This is a genomic window from Kaistia nematophila, from assembly GCF_026343855.1.
Lineage (GTDB): Bacteria > Pseudomonadota > Alphaproteobacteria > Rhizobiales > Kaistiaceae > Kaistia > Kaistia nematophila.
In genome coordinates, this window is sequence record NZ_JAPKNK010000013.1 from 131,491 (window position 1) to 147,617 (window position 16,127).

15 protein-coding genes are annotated in these 16,127 nt (G+C 66.0%); 6 read left to right on the top strand and 9 right to left on the bottom strand.

Annotated features, from left to right (window positions below; all coding sequences use genetic code 11):
• Positions 1-84 precede the first annotated feature (84 nt).
• From araD1 to OSH07_RS22595, 3 genes are read right to left on the bottom strand one after another with little or no spacing between them, the layout of a single operon-like run.
• Positions 85-1,107: an AraD1 family protein gene (araD1, locus tag OSH07_RS22585; RefSeq protein ID WP_266340982.1), complete on the bottom strand. Its 1,023-nt coding sequence runs from the start codon at positions 1,105-1,107 to the stop codon at positions 85-87.
• Positions 1,107-1,883, bottom strand: coding sequence for an SDR family NAD(P)-dependent oxidoreductase (locus OSH07_RS22590; protein ID WP_266340964.1), 777 nt, complete (start codon positions 1,881-1,883; stop codon positions 1,107-1,109). The genes araD1 and OSH07_RS22590 overlap by 1 nt, the downstream gene beginning before the upstream one ends.
• Positions 1,884-1,890: 7 nt before the next feature.
• Positions 1,891-3,621: an IlvD/Edd family dehydratase gene (locus OSH07_RS22595; protein WP_266340965.1), complete on the bottom strand. Its 1,731-nt coding sequence runs from the start codon at positions 3,619-3,621 to the stop codon at positions 1,891-1,893.
• A 316-nt stretch (positions 3,622-3,937) separates the two neighbouring features.
• On the opposite strand from OSH07_RS22595, the gene OSH07_RS22600 reads away from it, so the two are divergent.
• The 6 genes from OSH07_RS22600 to OSH07_RS22625 all read left to right on the top strand — a co-directional run bounded on the left by OSH07_RS22600 (position 3,938) and on the right by OSH07_RS22625 (position 9,655).
• A complete protein-coding gene (locus OSH07_RS22600) occupies positions 3,938-4,762 on the top strand; it encodes an IclR family transcriptional regulator (RefSeq protein WP_266340966.1) in 825 nt (274 codons plus the stop codon).
• Positions 4,759-5,655: an aldose 1-epimerase gene (locus OSH07_RS22605; protein ID WP_266340967.1), complete on the top strand. Its 897-nt coding sequence runs from the start codon at positions 4,759-4,761 to the stop codon at positions 5,653-5,655. The genes OSH07_RS22600 and OSH07_RS22605 overlap by 4 nt, the downstream gene beginning before the upstream one ends.
• Before the next feature lie 299 nt (positions 5,656-5,954).
• Complete coding sequence (locus OSH07_RS22610; RefSeq protein ID WP_266340968.1) at positions 5,955-6,704, top strand: amino acid ABC transporter permease; 750 nt, start codon at positions 5,955-5,957, stop codon at positions 6,702-6,704.
• Positions 6,701-7,486 carry an ectoine/hydroxyectoine ABC transporter ATP-binding protein EhuA gene (gene ehuA / locus OSH07_RS22615; protein WP_266340969.1) on the top strand — a complete coding sequence of 262 codons (786 nt, stop codon included), beginning with the start codon at positions 6,701-6,703 and terminating at the stop codon, positions 7,484-7,486. The genes OSH07_RS22610 and ehuA overlap by 4 nt, the downstream gene beginning before the upstream one ends.
• A gap of 32 nt (positions 7,487-7,518) precedes the next feature.
• On the top strand, positions 7,519-8,373 hold the full coding sequence (locus OSH07_RS22620; protein ID WP_266340970.1) for a substrate-binding periplasmic protein: 855 nt from the start codon (positions 7,519-7,521) through the stop codon (positions 8,371-8,373).
• A 295-nt stretch (positions 8,374-8,668) separates the two neighbouring features.
• Positions 8,669-9,655 carry an aldo/keto reductase gene (locus tag OSH07_RS22625; RefSeq protein WP_266340971.1) on the top strand — a complete coding sequence of 329 codons (987 nt, stop codon included), beginning with the start codon at positions 8,669-8,671 and terminating at the stop codon, positions 9,653-9,655.
• A 55-nt stretch (positions 9,656-9,710) separates the two neighbouring features.
• Here the strand turns inward: OSH07_RS22625 and OSH07_RS22630 are convergent, their stop codons facing one another.
• The 6 genes from OSH07_RS22630 to OSH07_RS22655 form a co-directional block, all read right to left on the bottom strand.
• Complete coding sequence (locus tag OSH07_RS22630; protein WP_266340972.1) at positions 9,711-10,853, bottom strand: alpha-D-ribose 1-methylphosphonate 5-triphosphate diphosphatase; 1,143 nt, start codon at positions 10,851-10,853, stop codon at positions 9,711-9,713.
• A gap of 199 nt (positions 10,854-11,052) precedes the next feature.
• On the bottom strand, positions 11,053-11,805 hold the full coding sequence (locus OSH07_RS22635; protein WP_266340973.1) for a ribonuclease activity regulator RraA: 753 nt from the start codon (positions 11,803-11,805) through the stop codon (positions 11,053-11,055).
• A 97-nt stretch (positions 11,806-11,902) separates the two neighbouring features.
• Complete coding sequence (locus tag OSH07_RS22640) at positions 11,903-13,081, bottom strand: mandelate racemase/muconate lactonizing enzyme family protein (RefSeq protein WP_266340974.1); 1,179 nt, start codon at positions 13,079-13,081, stop codon at positions 11,903-11,905.
• A gap of 35 nt (positions 13,082-13,116) precedes the next feature.
• Positions 13,117-14,214 (bottom strand): ABC transporter ATP-binding protein, encoded by a 1,098-nt coding sequence (locus OSH07_RS22645; protein ID WP_266340975.1) that lies wholly within the window; start codon positions 14,212-14,214, stop codon positions 13,117-13,119.
• A 32-nt stretch (positions 14,215-14,246) separates the two neighbouring features.
• Positions 14,247-15,137, bottom strand: a complete 891-nt coding sequence (locus OSH07_RS22650; protein WP_266340983.1) for a carbohydrate ABC transporter permease — start codon at positions 15,135-15,137, stop codon at positions 14,247-14,249.
• Positions 15,138-15,151: 14 nt separating this feature from the next.
• Positions 15,152-16,114, bottom strand: coding sequence for a carbohydrate ABC transporter permease (locus OSH07_RS22655; RefSeq protein ID WP_420909672.1), 963 nt, complete (start codon positions 16,112-16,114; stop codon positions 15,152-15,154).
• Positions 16,115-16,127 lie beyond the last annotated feature (13 nt).

Consider the following 16,127-nt stretch of genomic DNA (forward strand, 5'->3'; position numbering starts at 1 on the left):
TCTGGTGGTGTGGGAGGAGCGCCTTCACCGTGGCTCGGCTGGCGCTCTCTCAGGCTTTCTTGAACCCGTTGGCCGTCGTCCCGCTCAGAGCGGGGTGACCGTGACCAGCTTCTCCTCCGTGCCGGCCACCATGCGGTTGCGCAGCGGCTTGCCGAAGGTCGGCGACACGATCTCGAACTCGTCATTCGCCTCGGTCTTCATGTTCGAGGCGTAGCTCATCGCATCCGCGCCGAAGAAGTAGGCGTGCAGGTCGCCCGGCCGGCGGAACATCGGATAGCGGAAGTGGTAGTGCTCGAGATTGCCGATCGAGTGCGACATGTGGCTCTCGCCGGACAGGAACGACTCGTCCCAGACCACCTTGCCGTCGCGGATGATGCGGACGTTGCCCGTGACTTCCTGCGGCAGCTCGCCGAGCAGCAGTTCCGGGCCGAGCGAGCATTCGCGCAGCTTCGAATGAGCGAGGTAGAGGTAGTTCTTGCCCTCGGTGATGTGGTCGGAGAAGTCGTTGCCGAGCGTGAAGCCGATCCGGCGGGGCTGGCCCGCTGCGTCCACGATGTAGAGGCCGACGATCTCCGCCTCCTCGGCGCCGGCCAGCGCGAAGCCGGGCAGGTCGAGCGGCGCGCCGGGCGGCACGACGCAGGTGCCGACGCCCTTGAAGAACCACTCCGGCTGGATGCCGATCTCGCCCTCGGCCGGCTTGCCACCGTCGAGACCCATCCGGTAGATCTTCATCGAATCGGACTCGATCGCGTCCGGGCCATGGGTGTCCATGTGCATGCGGTTGCGCGCGGTGGCGCTGCCGGTATGCGTCAGGCCGGTTCCGGTGATCAGGAAGCGGGCCGGCTCGGGATGATCGAGCGGCGGCAGCACGCGGCCGGCGGCCAGCACCGCCTCATAGTCGAGCGCGGCCTCGCGCGACGTCGCAGCGACCAGCGCTTCGAGGCCGGTTCCGGTCTCCAGGCTGCGCAACGCCAGTTCGTGCACGGTCGAAAAGCCCTGAAGCGGCAGCAGCGTCTCGCCATCGGCGCCGACGACGGCGACCCTGCGCTCGCCGGCTTCCGACTTGTACTGAACCAGCCTCGTCCGGCTTGTCTCTACGCCGACCATCAAACCCAACCTCCGTCCACGATGAAATGCTGCGACGTGCACATGTGACTGTCGTCGGCAGCGAGAAACAGCGCCATGCGCGCGATGTCGGACGGCTGCACGCGGTCCTGCAGGCACTGGCGTTCGGCGATCTGGCGCTCGCCCTCCGGCGTCAGCCAGAGGCGCATCTGCCGCTCCGTCATGACCCAGCCGGGGATCATGCAGTTCACGCGGATGCGCTCCGGTCCGAACTCGCGCGCCAGCGCCCGGGTGAGGCCGGTAATGGCGGCCTTGGACGTCACATAAGCGGGGCAATCGGCATCGCCGACCATCCAGGTGATCGAGCCGAAATTGACGATCGAGCCGCCGCCAGCGTCGCGCATCATCGGGCGCACGGCCTGCGCCGCGAAGAACTGGTGCCGCTGGTTGACCGCCATGCGGTCGTCCCAATAGGCGACGGTGACGTCCTCGGTGCGGTGGCGGTCGTCATTGCCGGCATTGTTGAGCAGGACGCGGATGGCGCCGTGCTTCTCCTGCGTCGCGCGGATCGCTGCCTGCAGGGCCTCGATGTCGCGCAGGTCGCAGGGAATGAAGTCCGGTGCGCGGTGACCCTCGGACTTGATGCTCTCGACCAGGGCGCGCGAAGCGTCCTCGGCGATGTCGATGAAGGTGACGATCGAGCCTTGCGCGCAGAAATGCCGGACCAGGCTTTCGCCGATGCCGCTGCCGCCGCCGGTGATGAAGACGACGCGGCCGTCCAGGCTCGGATACACCGCGTAGGGGAAATCTTGTTCCATCAGCGCCTCAATGGGAATGGCGGGGGATGCCCGCTTCGCGTTTGCCAAGCAGGAAGTCGAAGTCGCAGCCCTCGTCGGCCTGCAGGACATGCTCGACGAAAAGCTTCTGGTAGCCGTTGACGCCGTCATGCGTGGGCGGGGCCCACTCGGCGCGGCGCGCTTCCAGCTCGGCGTCGGAGACGTCGAGATGCAGCCGCCGTCCGGCAACATCCAGCTCGATCATGTCGCCGTCACGAACGAGCGCGAGCGGACCGCCGGCGGCGGCTTCCGGCGCCGTGTGCAGCACGACGGTGCCATAGGCGGTGCCGCTCATGCGCGCGTCGGAAATGCGCACCATGTCGGTGACGCCCTGCTGCAGCAGCTTGGCGGGAAGCGGCATGTTGCCGACCTCGGCCATGCCGGGATAGCCCTTCGGGCCGCAGTTCTTCAGCACCATGATGCAACTGGCGTCGATGTCGAGATCGGGATCGTCGATCCGCTTGTAATAGTGCTCGATGGTCTCGAAGACGACGGCGCGACCGCGATGCTGCATCAGCGCCTCGGTCGCCGCCGACGGCTTGATGACGGCGCCGCCGGGGGCGAGGTTGCCGCGCAGCACGGCGATGCCGCCCTGCGGCGTCAGCGGCTCCTCGAAGGAGCGGATGACCTCGCCATTATAGTTGGGCGCGTCGGCGACGATCTCGCCAATGGTCGGGCCGGCGACGCTCGGCGCGCTGCCGTGCAGCAGGCCGTGCTCGTCGAGCACGCGCATCACCGCGCGCAGGCCGCCGGCGTAGTAGAAGTCTTCCATCAGGTAGCGGCCGGACGGCATCAGGTCGACGATGGTCGGCACGTCGCGGCCGAACTTGTCCCAGTCGTCGAGCGACAGGTCGAGGCCGAGGCGGCGGGCGACGGCGATCAGGTGGATGACGGCGTTGGTGGAGCCGCCGATGGCGCCGTTGACGCGGATGGCGTTCTCGAAGGCCTCGCGGACGAGGATCTTCGACATCCGGACGTCCTCGCGCACCAGTTGGACGATGCGGCGGCCGGATTCCTGCGCCAGGATGGCGCGACGGGAATCGACGGCGGGAATCGCCGCGTTGTCGGGCATGCCGATGCCGAGCGCCTCGACCATCGACGCCATCGTCGAGGCCGTGCCCATGGTCATGCAGCTGCCGGCCGAGCGGCTCTGGCCCTGTTCGGCGGCGAGGAAGTCGTCGACCGACATGCGGCCGGCCTTCACGTCCTCGTAGAACTTCCAGACATGCGTGCCCGAGCCGATCGCCTTGCCGCGGAAATTGCCGTTCAGCATCGGGCCGCCGGAGACGGCGATGGTCGGCAGGTCGCAGCTCGCGGCACCCATCAGCAGGGCCGGGGTGGTCTTGTCGCAGCCGACCAGCAGGATGACGCCGTCGATCGGGTTGGAGCGGATCGATTCCTCCACATCCATCGAGGCGAGATTGCGGAACAGCATCGCCGTCGGGCGCATGTTGCTCTCGCCGAGGGACATCACCGGGAATTCGAGCGGGAAGCCGCCAGCCTCATAGACGCCGCGCTTCACATGCTCGGCGATGGTGCGCAGATGCGCGTTGCACGGCGTCAGCTCCGACCATGTGTTGCAGATGCCGATCACCGGGCGGCCATCGAAGACATCCGGCGGATGGCCTTCGTTCTTCATCCAGCTGCGGTGCATGAAGGCATTCTTGCCGGCTCCTCCGAACCAGGATGTCGAGCGGTATTTGCGTGGCTCGTCTGCCATGAATGCCCCTGATTTTGTTTTTTATTGAAGAACAATATTTTGTATTACAGGATGCTAGTCCTTTCCTGATACGAGTCAATCCGCTTGTGGAGCCGTTTGGGGCGCCGAGCACAGGCTGTGAATGTGGCTCGCTTCGCGCCGGCCGGGCGCTTCGGAAGGGCGGAAGCGCGGCGCGCCCCGGCTTTGCCGGTGAACCGGTCGCCCGATTGCTGCTGTGATACAAAGTTCTGTATTGTGAAAATATGTTTGTTATTGCTACGCCATGCTGTCGGCTGCGCTGGCCGGCATGGCGATCCAACCAAGGGGCGAACGGACCATGACGGATGAGCGATACAGGGTGCAGAGCCTCGGGCGCGCCCTCGACCTGCTGGATCGGATCGCCGACAGCGGTCAGGCCGGCGCGCGGCTGACCGACCTTGCCCGCGACATCGGCCTGTCGAAGCCGGCCGCCTATGCCATCCTGGCGACGCTCAGGGCGCGCGGCGTGGTCACCGATATCGGCGAGGGCATGACCCGGCGCTACCGGCTCGGCCTGTCGCTGCTGCGGCTCGGCGATCTCGCCGTCGCCAATACCGGCCTCGCCGATGTCGCGCTTCCCGTGCTGCGCGACCTGACGCAGGAGATCGGCATGACCTCGCGCGTCGCCATGATGGATGACGGCTTCGCGGTGGTGATCGGCCGCGTCGATGCGCCGGGGGCGATCCGCTTCGACGCCGCGCTCGGCCGCCGCGAGAAGCCGCATTGCTCCGGCGTCGGCAAGGTCCTGCTCGCCGCCATGCCGCGGCCCGCCGCGCTCTCGCTGCTGGAACGCGTCGGCTATCCGGCGCGGACGCCGAAGTCGCTGACCTCGATCGCCGCGCTCAGCGATGATCTCGATCGCATCGCCGCCCGCCATTATGCGATCGACGACGAAGAGGACCATGAAGGCATCATCTGCGTCGCCGCCGGCGTGTTCGGCCGCGGCGGCCAGACGCTCGGCGCCATCAGCGTCACGACGCTGAAGCAATTGCTGCCGCTGGAGCAGGTCCCCACCATCGCCGAGCCGCTGGTCCGCCATGCCGACCTGATCTCGCGCGCGCTGGGCGGCCCCTCGGCGCAGGAAGCCTGGGCGCTGCGGCCGCTGACGGAAGCGCGGCTGTGACGGCGCCGGGAGACGCTGTCGAACTGGCGACCGAGCGCTTCCGCCTGACGCTGCTGCCGGAACTGGGTGGCCGCATCGCCGCCTGCCAGTGGCGGCATCCGGCCGGGCGCTGGCTGGATCTGATCCGGCCGATGTCGTCGCCCCATGACGGCGACGAGGAGGCCGGCTGCTTCCCGCTGACGCCTTTTTCCAACCGGCTGCGCGATGGACGCTTCACCTTCGAAGGCCGCGACATCCGCATGCCGCGCAACACGCCGGGGCCGCATGTCGAGCATGGCCATGGCTGGCAGCGTCCCTGGAAGGTCGTCGCCAGCGAGCCGGACCGCATCGTGCTCGGCTATGAGCATGCCGGCGATGCGTGGCCGTTTCCCTATGCGGCGATGCAGACCATCGAACTGATGTGCGACCGCCTGCGCATCCGTCTCACCGCCCATAATCGCGGGAGGGAGCCGATGCCCTATGGCTTCGGCCTGCACCCCTTCTTCCCGGCGACGCCCGAGACGACGCTGGAGGCGCGGGTCGAGACCGTATGGCATGTCGACGGCGAGGTGATGCCGGTTCGCCTCGGCCCTGCCGCCGAGCTCTGGGGCGATGCCGCGCGCCTGCCGGTCGGGCAGGTTTCGCTCGATACCGCCTTTGCGGGCTGGGACGGCGTGGCGACGGTTCGCTGGCCGGAGCTTGGCGCGGGATTGGGCATGGTCGCCGACGCGCCGCTGCGCCATCTCGTCGTCTACACGCCGCCCGGCGCCGGCCATTTCTGCGCCGAGCCGGTCAGCAACTGCACCGACGCCTTCAACCTCTCAACCAGCCGCAACGACACGGGAATGATGGTCCTCGCTCCCGGTTCCGCGATCGCGACGGCGATCACGCTTTCTCCCTTCGCTCTGCCGTGAACTCGGTTGGGTGGCCGGTGACGGCTGCCCGCCGAATGCTTGATTTCGAGGCGGTTTGACTGATTTCCGGGCGCTGCGCCCAGAATAGATCGAACCGAAAACTAATGTCCGAAGGCCTTACGCTCGGGGATCCGAGCGTTGACATTCGGTTTCAGCAAACATAGCATTCGATTACAGAACGATGTTCTGCAATACAGAATAAACTGGGTGGGGCGCGCAGGATTTTCTGCGCGAGTACTGCGGCGGCTGGTTGTCTCGACAGGCCGGCGCGCAATGGTTCCTGAGACGGAAGGCGTCCCGTGCTGACGACATTCATCAATCTTTTCAATTTCGAAGGCGTCGGGGACTATTTCCCGGATCTGATGCGCGGTGCCTTGATCAGCCTGCAGCTTACGTTCTGCGTCATGTTGATCGCGCTGCCGCTCGGGCTCTTGCTGGCCCTCGCCAAGATCGGACGATCGCGCATTATTCGCATCGCGGCCTCGTTCTACATCGAGGTCGTGCGTGGAACGCCCTGTCTGCTGCAGCTGTTCTACATCTACTTCGTCCTGCCGGCCTTCGGTATTCGCTTTGATCCCTTCATGGCCGGCGTCATCGGCCTGTCGATCAATTATTCCGCCTATCTCGCCGAGGTCTATCGCGCCGGCATTGCCGCCATCCCGCATGGCCAGGTCGAGGCCGCCAAGGCGCTCGGCATGTCGCGCCGCAAGATGCTGCGCCTGATCATCCTGCCGCAGGCGATCCGCGTCGTCGTTCCGCCGCTTGGCAACTATTGCATCTCGCTGTTCAAGGATACGTCGCTGGTCTCGATCGTAACGGTGCGCGAGCTGATCTTTACCGGACAGATCATCTCGTCGACGAACTTCCAGTATTTCACCGTCTTCACCATCATCGGTGCGATCTATCTGTTCTTCTCCTATCCGGCGGCGCTCTTCGTCCGCTACCTGGAGAAGCGCATGGCGATCGGCGCGCGCCGTCCGGCCGTCGTCCCGACCGAGGTCGTCCCCCTTGCCAATGCTGAAGCGGTCGAAGGGAGCACCAAGTCATGATCCGCCTCGATCGCATCAACAAGCACTACGGCGCCCATCACGTCCTGAAGGACGTGTCGCTGACGGTCGACAAGGCCGAGGTCGTCTGCGTCATCGGCCCGTCCGGCTCCGGCAAGTCGACGATGCTCCGCTGCATCAACAACATGGAGGAGATCGGCAGCGGCACGATCTCGATCGATGGCCAGCCCGTCTATCGCTACGAGCGCGACGGCAAGCTCGTCGTCGACAGCGAGAAGCAGATCGAGGCCATTCGCGCCAAGGTCGGCATGGTGTTCCAGTCGTTCAACCTGTTCCCCCACCTCACGGTGACGGAGAACATCACCGTGGCGCCGATCCATGTGCTCGGCCGTTCGCGCGGCGAAGCGACGGATATCGCGCTGGGGCTGCTGGAAAAGGTCGGCCTCGCCATGAAGGCGCAGTCCTATCCGCACGAGCTTTCCGGCGGCCAGCAGCAGCGCGTCGCCATCGCCCGCGCCCTCGCCATGCGGCCGAAGGCGATCCTGTTCGACGAGGTGACGTCGGCGCTCGATCCCGAGCTGGTCGGCGAGGTGCTCCGCGTCATGCGGGCGCTGGCCGACGAGGGCATGACCATGGTCGTGGTGACGCATGAGATGGGCTTCGCCCGTGAGGTGTCGGACCGCGTCGTGTTCATGGCCGATGGCCGGATCGTCGAGAGCGGCAAGCCGCACGAGCTGTTCTCCGCCCCGCAGCAGGAGCGGACCCGGGACTTCCTGAGATCCGTGCTCGAACGCAACAAGGAAATGAGCGCGGCCGGCCGATAGACGTTTCGAACAAGAAAACGAGGGGAATACCAGTGAAACTGACCAGTCTTGTCTATGCTTCCGTGATTGCGGGCGTGATGTCGGCATCCGCCGCCTGGGCCGGCGACATCGGCGTCGGCAACGCCACCTATGATGGCGGCGACGGCTCCTACAAGCGGGCGCGCGAGGAGGGCATCACGCTCTTGATAGCCGCCGATCCGCCGAACACCTACCAGGACGAGAAGACCAAGGAATATGACGGCACCGACGTCCGCATCTTCCGCGAGATCACCAAGCGCCTCGGCATCGAGAAGGTGACCTGGCAGCTTATCCCGTTTGACGCGATGGTGCCGACGCTGCTGGCCAATCGCGGCGACGTCATCGTCGACAACCTGCATGAGAACGAGAAGCGCCTGAAGGTGCTGGCCTTTACCGGCCCGTCCTACTGGTACGGCTCGGGCGTGACGGTGGCGAAGGGCAACCCGCTCAACATCCACAGCTGGGACGATTTCGCCGGCAAGACGGTCGGCACGCTGCGCGGCTCCGTCAACCATGGCCTGCTCGAGAAGCGGACCGACCTGAAGGAGCTCAAGCTCTACACGAGCAATGAGGCCGAGTTCTCCGACATCATCGCCGGCCGTCTCGACGTCGGCATGGAAGACGACATCAAGGTCGGCCAGTTCCTGAAGAAGCACCCGGACGCCGCCATGGAGCTGGTTGCGGACTACAAGCCGCTGCCGGAAGAATATGGCTATGCCCGCTATGCGCTGCGCAAGGAAGACGTCGACCTGAACAGCGCCATCTCGCGCGCCCTCGCCGAAATCCGCGCTGATGGCACCATGTCCGCCATCATCAAGGAATTCGGCTACACCGACCGCAATCTCTGGTTCTTCCCGGTCGAAAAGTAACGCGTAGCCGACCGGCCGCAGAAGCCGGGCGGCATTTCGAACCGGGCCATGCAGGCCGGCGCAAGCCGGCCTGCTTTTTTGTTTGTTTGCTCCGGTCCGCCGCCGCAATGCATTTGCTTCCGGCGCCAAGTCGCGCAAGGTTAAGGCGTGCGTCGACCGGCCGTCGCGCCGCAGCGGGCGACCTTGTCGCCGCGAGCGCGGAAATCCCCCTGGCCGGTCCCGGACGAACGAATTCGGGAGCAAGCGCGGCAGCGCGCGTACCGGCCGCCCGGCCGGTGAAATGAAAGAACAAGACATGAAGAAGCGGCAGCTGGGGCGCACGGGCGCCCAGATCTCGGAAATCGGCTTCGGCGCCTGGCAGATCGGCGGATCCTGGGGCGATGTCAGCGAGGCGGACGGCAAGAAGGCGCTGAACGCGGCGCTCGACGCCGGCGTGACCTTCATCGACACCGCCGACGTTTATGGTGACGGCCGTTCGGAGAAGATCATCGCCGACGTGCTGAAGAGCCGCGGCGGCGATCGTCCCTTCGTCGCCACCAAGGCGGGCCGCCGGCTGAGCCCGCATGTCGCCGACGGCTACACGGGCGCGAATATCGAGGCCTTTATCGACCGCAGCCTGAAGAACCTCGAGGTCGACACGCTGGACCTGGTGCAGCTGCATTGTCCGCCGACCGACGTCTACTACCGCCCGGAATTCTTCGGCGAGTTGGACGGCCTCGTCGCCAAGGGCAAGATCCGCAATTACGGCGTCTCGGTCGAGCGGGTCGAGGAAGCGCTGAAGGCGATCGAATATCCGGGCGTTGCCACGGTCCAGATCATCTACAACATCTTCCGCCAGCGCCCGCATGACCTCTTCTTCGCCGAGGCGATCAAGAAGAACATCGGCGTGATCGTCCGCGTGCCGCTGGCCTCCGGCCTGCTCTCCGGCAAGATCACCCGCGACACCGCCTTCCGGTCCGACGACCACCGCAACTTCAACCGTCATGGCGAGGCGTTCGACGTCGGCGAGACCTTCGCCGGCGTGCCGTTCGAGGTCGCCTTGCAGGCGGTCGACGAACTGCGTCCGCTGCTGCCGGCCGGCGTCGCCATGTCGACCTTCGCGCTGCGCTGGATCCTGCTGCAGCAGGCGGTTTCCGTGGTCATCCCGGGCGCCCGCAACGAGGAGCAGGCGCGCTCCAACGCCGCCGCCAGCGACCTCGCCGGCATCTCGCCGGAGAACCGCGCCCGCATCGTCGAGATCTATGACCGGCTGGTGAAGCCGCACGTCCACCAGCGCTGGTAGGCATCCTATCCCGGGCCGGCCGTCTGGCTGGCCCGGAAACCGTTCGACGCGCCGTTCAGGCGAGCCGTTGCCCGCCGCGCCAGGCGGCGCGGATGACGGGAACGCCGGCGACCACGCGGACGCGCAGCAGGTCGGCGCGCAGGCCCGGCGCGATGCGGCCGCGATCGGAAAGCCCGAGCATCGCGGCCGGTGTCGCCGTCACGGTGGCGACCGCCTGGGGCAGAGCCATCCCGCCTGCCGACAGCACGAACACCGCCTCCAGAAGGCTGGTCGGGACGTAGTCGGAGGTCAGCGCGTCGAGCAGGCCGCGCGACGCCAGTTCGCCCGCGCCGACATTGCCGGAATGCGAGCGGCCGAGCACGACGTTTGGGCCACCCATCACGATCTTCATGTCGTAGGCGCGGGCCTGCTCGGCGGCCGCCAGCGTGGTCGGGAACTCGGAAATGGTGACGCCCTCGTCGCGGGCGCGGTCGACATCGGCGAGCGTCGTGTCGTCGTGGCTCGCGAGGGGGATCCGCCGTTCGCTCGCCAGCCGGCGGATCGTCTCGCGCTGCGGCGTCGCATAGATCTCGCGATCGGCGCGGCGCTGGTCGATATAGGCGTCGAATTCGGCATCGGTCCAGACGCGGCCGTTCTTCTTGCGCCGGAAAGCGCGGTAGATGGCGAGGTCGCTCCACTGGCCCTGGCCGGGCGTGTGGTCCATCAGGCTGACGACACCGAGGCGCGGATGGCCGGCATGTCGCTCGAAGATCTCCAGCGCGCCGCGATCGGACACCTCGCAGCGGAAATGCAGGAAGTGGTCGGCCCGGAGCAACTCGTGCGCGCGCGCCACGTCGAGGCTTTCGATGCTCTTCTCGATCATGGCGCGGCGCTCGCCGCCATTCTCGTAGTCGCCGAACGAGATGGCGTCATAGACGGTGGTGATGCCGGCGCCGAAGATGTCGCGGTCATGCGCCAGCACGGCGCCGATCGCCGACGGCCAGGCGACGGCCGGGCGCGGCGCGAAATGGCGCTCCAGATTGTCGGTGTGCACGTCGATCAGGCCGGGGATGAGATAGTCGTCCTCGCCGTCGATGGCGCCGGGAAGCCGGCTGGTTCCGGCATCGACCGCTTCGATCTCCCCGCCGGCAAGCACGACGGTGCCGGGCAGGATCTCGTCCGGTGTGACGATCTGGAAATTGGCGAGGACGGTCTGCATGGGAGCCACATGTCGAGAGGGGAGGCGCGTCGCCGTTTTTTGGGGGGCGCCTGCCGGGTTCCGGAAGAGCGGGAGCCTTACGGGCCGGATGTTGCGATATCGTGACATCCGCCGCTCCGCGTCGCCATGGCGGGTCGCGGTCGCGCGAAGGCCGGCCGTGGCATGAACCGCGGCCGGCCTCGATCCGAAGCGGAATGGCTCAGCGCTTGATCGGGTTCAGCTTGCGCCAGGCCTCGTATTCGCCCTGCGCGTCGGGATGCAGCGGATAGTAGCGCTGCAGCGCGCCGCCTTCGAGCAGCTTGATCTTGGAGAACTCCTCCCATTCGTGATGCTCGGAGGCGGTGGCGATCACCTCTTCCGCCAGCGCGGCCGGCAGCACGACGGCGCCGTCGTCATCGGCGACGATGATGTCGCCGGGGATCACCGTCACGCCGCCGCAGGCGATCGGGATGTTGTAGTCCATCGGCATCAGGCCGGTCTGGGTATGGAAGTTCGGCGTCAGGCCGCGGATCCACATCGGCATGTCGAGCTCGATCTGGCCTGGATAGTCGCGGATGCAGCCGTCGATGACGAGGCCGGCGCCGCCGCGGCCCTTGAAATAGGTCATCATCATCTCGCCGAACACGCCGGCGGTCATGTCGCCGCGCGCGTCCACCACCACGACGTCGCCCGGCTGGGTCTTGTAGAGCACGTGCCGGTGCAACTGCTTCTCCGGGTCGGCATATTCGCCCTCGCCGTAGAGATCCTCACGCTTCGGCATGAACTGCAGCGTCAGCGCCGGGCCGACCATCACGCGGCCCTTGTGCCAGCTCACCGGCCCCTGGATGTGCGGGTTGCGGATGCCCATGTGGCCGAGCGTGCCGGCCACCGTCGCGGCGCCGATCTTCTTCAGCGCCTCGATCTGCGCCTTCGGCGGCCGCTTGATGTCCTTGATGTCCTGGTTGGTCGTCATGGTTGTCTCCTCCTCTGGCGGCGCGCGCCGCCGTCAACGCATGTCGGTGTGAGGCGCGCCGCGCCGGGGCGACGCGCGTTTCGATCGTGTCTGTCGCTCAGGCGTAGGGCGTCTCGCCGAAATAGCTGGAGCCCTTCTTGAGATGCGCCTTGGCGACGTCCTCGTTGAGCGTCAGGCCATGGCCGGGCTTGTCGTTGAGCGGGATGAAGCCGTCGACGAGCGGATTGCCGCCCTCGACCAGGTCGCCCCACCATTCGACGTCGTGGGCGTGGTATTCCATGACGAGGAAATTGCTGACGGCGGCGCAGACATGGCCGCAGGCGACGGTGCCGATCGGGCTGGCGACATTATGGGGCGCCATGGCGATGTAGTACATGTCGGCGTGGTCGGCGACTTTCTTGAATTCCGACAGGCCGCCCATCTTCGGGATGTCGGGCGAGATGATGCGGGCCGCCTGCTTCTCGATCAGGTCGCGATAGCCCCACTTGGTGTAGAGGCTTTCGCCGGTCAGGATCGGCGTCTTCGTCGACCGGGTGACCTGCACAAGCGCATCGATGTTGTGCGGCGGCGTCGGGTCCTCGAGCCAGACGAGATCGAGCGGCTCGAGCCGCTGCGCCAGCTTGATCGCGTCGTTGACGCCGAACTTCCAGTGCGCGTCCATCGCCACCATGATCTCGGGCCCGACGGCCTCGCGCACGGCAGTCGCGACGCTGACCATCCAGTCGAGCTCCTGCGAGCCGATGACGCGGTTATAGGGCTCGACCCACTGCCGGCTCGGATAGGTGTCGTCAGTGACGTCGAGCGTGTAGGGGTTCTCGTTGTCGAGGTCGAACTTGATCGCGGTGAAGCCGTCGGCGACCACTTCCTTGGCGCGGCGGGCATATTCGGCCGGGTCGGGCGTGTCGCCCTCGTGGCAATCGGCATAGATGCGGATCTTCTCGCGGAAGCGGCCGCCGAAGAAGGTCGAGATTGGCAGCTGGTGGGCGCGGCCCATCAGGTCCCAGAGCGCGATCTCGATGCCGGACATGGCGGTGACGGTGGTGCCGCCCTGCGCGCCTTCGCCGGAGAGCACGCGCTCGATGATGAACATCAGCTTGCCGATATTGGTCGGGTCCTGGCCGATGATGTAGCGCGCGGCGCGATGCACCAGCTCGGCGACCCCGGCGCCCCAATAGGCCTCGCCAAGGCCGCTGACGCCCTTGTCGGTTTCGATTCGCACCAGAACCCAGGGAAAGTTGCCGTCGATGACGGCGGTGCGCACGCTCGTGATTTTCATTCTGGTAGCTTTCTGGAGGTCGATGGAAACGGGCTTCAGGCGGTGGCGAGCGCCATCTCGGTGGCGCCGTCGAAGAGATGGATTTTGTCCTGGTCGAACTCGATCCAGACCTTCTGGTCGGGATGTACGGTGATGCTCGGATCGAGGCTGACGATCACGATCGCGTCGCCGAGGAAGACCTGGACGAAGGTGATGTCGCCGGTCGGCTCGACCGTGTAGACGACGCCGGGAACCGATCCGGGCGCTTCTTCGCGGTGGAGCTTCACGGTGCTGTGGCGCGCGCCGAGCACGACCTTGTTGGTGCTCGCGCCGAGCGCCTTGCGCGAATTCCGCGGCGAGAGCGGCAGTTCCCAGCCTTCGGGGCTGCGCAGCGCGACCGCGCCGCCATGGCTGACGGCCTCCAGCGGCACCAGGCTCATCGCCGGGCTGCCGACGAAGCTCGCGACGAACATGTTCACCGGATTGTCGAACACGTTCTTGGGCGAGTCGTATTGCTGCAGGAAGCCGCCATGCATCACCGCCATCTTGTCGGCCATGGTGACGGCTTCGAGCTGGTCGTGGGTGACGTAGACGACGGTCGCCTGCAGGTCCTGGTGGAAGCGCTTCAGCTCGGTCCGCATCTGCACCCGCAGCTTGGCGTCGAGGTTGGAGAGCGGCTCGTCCATCAGGAAGACGCGCGGGTCGCGCACCAGGGCGCGGCCGAGCGCCACGCGCTGCTGCTGGCCGCCGGAAAGCTCGCGCGGCTTGCGCTCGAGCAGATGGGTGATGTCGAGAACCCTGGCGGCCGACAGCACCTTCGCCTCGATGTCGGATTTCGACAGCTTGCGCATCTGCAGCGGGAAGGCGAGGTTCTTGAACACCGTCTTGTTCGGGTAGAGCGCGTAGTTCTGGAACACCATGGCGATGTCCCGGTCCTTCGGGTCGAGGTCGTTGACCAGCCGGCCGTCGATATGGATCTCGCCGCCCGAGATCTCGTTCAGCCCGGCGATCAGGCTCAGCGTCGTGGTCTTGCCGCAGCCGGAAGGGCCGACAAGCGCCACGAATTCGCCGTCGGCGACGGTCAGCGATACATGGTTGACCGCGTAGATGTTGCCGTAGGTCTTGACGACTTCGTTGAGAACGACTTCAGCCATCGGGAATTCCTCTTGGTACCGGGGGAGGCGGGTCAGGACTTGACCGCGCCTTCGGTCAGCGCGCGGACGAAATACTTCTGCAGCACCAGGAACAGCACGACGACGGGCACGCTCATGATGAAGGACGCCGCCATCAGGCCAGGCCAGTTGGTGGCGTATTCGGCGAAGAAGCGCTGCAGGCCGACGGGAAGCGTCAGCTTCTCCTTCGCGTTCAGGAAGGTCAGCGCGTAGACATATTCGTTCCACGCCATGATGAAGGCGTAGATCGCCGTGGCGATGATGCCGGGCGAGGACAGCGGCATGACGATGTGGAAGAAGGCCTGGAAACGCGTCGCGCCGTCGATGCGCGCCGCCTGTTCGAGCTGCACGGGGATGTTGTCGTAGAAGCCCTTCAAGAGCCAGATCGACAGCGGCAGGCCGAAGGTCAGGTAGGTCAGGATCAGCGAACCATGCGTGTTCACCAGCCCGAGCCACTTCATCATCAGGAACAGCGGCATCAGGAACACCACCGCCGGGAACATGTTGCGCAGCAGCACCGAGAAGAACAGCGCCTGCCGGCCGGGGAAGCGGAAGCGCGAGAAGGCGTAGGCGGCCGGCACCGCCACGGCGACGCCGAGGATGGTCGACAGGATCGAGACGTAGAGGCTGTTCCAGAAATACTGCAGGAACTCGTGGCCGATGGCGTTGCTCGGCGACAGCAGCTGGACGTAGTTCTCGAAGGTCACTTCCTCCGGCCACCATTGCGGCGGGTATTGCAGGGCGGCGAGCTGCGTCTTCAGCGAGGTGATGACCATCCAGACCATCGGCAGCGCGGTGAACAGGAGCAGGAAGACGAGGATGCCGCGGCCGGCCCAGCGCCAGCCGCCGACGGGCTTTTTCGAGCGGCGGCGAGCCGGGGCGGGGGCGATCGTCACGGTGGACATGCGGGTCGGGGTGCTCATTCGGATTTCGCCTCGTCGCCGCGCGTCAGCGCCTTCACGTAGAAGTAGCCGAGCGCCATCATCACGATGAACAGGATCACGGAGTAGGCGGACGCCATGCCGAAGCGGATCCGGCCGAACGCCATCTGGTAGATCTGGGTGATCCAGATGTCGGTGGCGCCGGCCGGGCCGCCGCCGGTCATGATCCAGGGAATGATGAACGAGTTCAGGTTGGTGACGATCAGGAGCAGGATCGTCACCATCGAGACTCCCTTCAGATGCGGCATCGTCACATGCCAGAAACGCTGCCAGGCATTCGCCCCGTCGACCTGGGCGGCGCGCAGGAGCTGGTCCGGCACGGTCTGCAGGCCGGCGAGCAGCATGATCATCGCGAAGGAGAACTCCTTCCAGATGTTGACGACGATCAGCGACGGCAGCGCGGTGTAGATGTTGTCGAGGAAGTTGATCGGTTCGTCGGTGAAGCCGAACTGGACCGAGAGCGCGCCGATGACGCCGAAATCGGAATGGTAGAGCCATTTCCAGACATAGGAGGCGGCGACGGCGCTGATCACGTAGGGAACCAGCAGCACGGCGCGCAGCACGCCGCGGCCGAGGAATTCGCGGTTCAGCGCCAGCGCCGCGCCGAGGCCGAGCACATAGGCGAAGAAGGTCGAGACGATGGTCCAGATCAGCGTGTTGTAGGTAACGTCGTGAAAGCTCTTCGACGTCAGGATCGCCCAGTAATTGTCGAATCCGACGAAGATCTTCTGGCTCATCGCCAGGTTGGCCGGCGTCTTGAAGAAGCTCAGCTCGACCGTGTAGTAGATCGGATAGCCGATCACCAGCAGCATGACGACGAGCGCGGGCGCGATATAGGCGTAGTCGTTCCAGTGGAGCAGGATGCGCCTCAGCAGATTGGGCCTGCGGCGCAGGGGCGGAGCGGACACGGCTCCGCGTTGATGAGCGACGTCAATCGTCATCCGGCTCTTCCTC

What these genes read in the sequence shown, in the direction of transcription:
- OSH07_RS22645 (WP_266340975.1), bottom strand. Translation starts at nt 14,214, where the DNA reads ATGGCTGAAGTCGTTCTCAACGAAGTCGTCAAGACCTACGGCAACATC.
- OSH07_RS22630 (WP_266340972.1), bottom strand. Translation starts at nt 10,853, where the DNA reads ATGCAGACCGTCCTCGCCAATTTCCAGATCGTCACACCGGACGAGATC.
- OSH07_RS22590 (WP_266340964.1), bottom strand. Translation starts at nt 1,883, where the DNA reads ATGGAACAAGATTTCCCCTACGCGGTGTATCCGAGCCTGGACGGCCGC.
- araD1 (WP_266340982.1), bottom strand. Translation starts at nt 1,107, where the DNA reads ATGGTCGGCGTAGAGACAAGCCGGACGAGGCTGGTTCAGTACAAGTCG.
- OSH07_RS22625 (WP_266340971.1), top strand. Translation starts at nt 8,669, where the DNA reads ATGAAGAAGCGGCAGCTGGGGCGCACGGGCGCCCAGATCTCGGAAATC.
- OSH07_RS22650 (WP_266340983.1), bottom strand. Translation starts at nt 15,137, where the DNA reads ATGTCCACCGTGACGATCGCCCCCGCCCCGGCTCGCCGCCGCTCGAAA.
- ehuA (WP_266340969.1), top strand. Translation starts at nt 6,701, where the DNA reads ATGATCCGCCTCGATCGCATCAACAAGCACTACGGCGCCCATCACGTC.
- OSH07_RS22640 (WP_266340974.1), bottom strand. Translation starts at nt 13,081, where the DNA reads ATGAAAATCACGAGCGTGCGCACCGCCGTCATCGACGGCAACTTTCCC.
- OSH07_RS22635 (WP_266340973.1), bottom strand. Translation starts at nt 11,805, where the DNA reads ATGACGACCAACCAGGACATCAAGGACATCAAGCGGCCGCCGAAGGCG.
- OSH07_RS22595 (WP_266340965.1), bottom strand. Translation starts at nt 3,621, where the DNA reads ATGGCAGACGAGCCACGCAAATACCGCTCGACATCCTGGTTCGGAGGA.
- OSH07_RS22655 (WP_420909672.1), bottom strand. Translation starts at nt 16,114, where the DNA reads ATGACGATTGACGTCGCTCATCAACGCGGAGCCGTGTCCGCTCCGCCC.
- OSH07_RS22600 (WP_266340966.1), top strand. Translation starts at nt 3,938, where the DNA reads ATGACGGATGAGCGATACAGGGTGCAGAGCCTCGGGCGCGCCCTCGAC.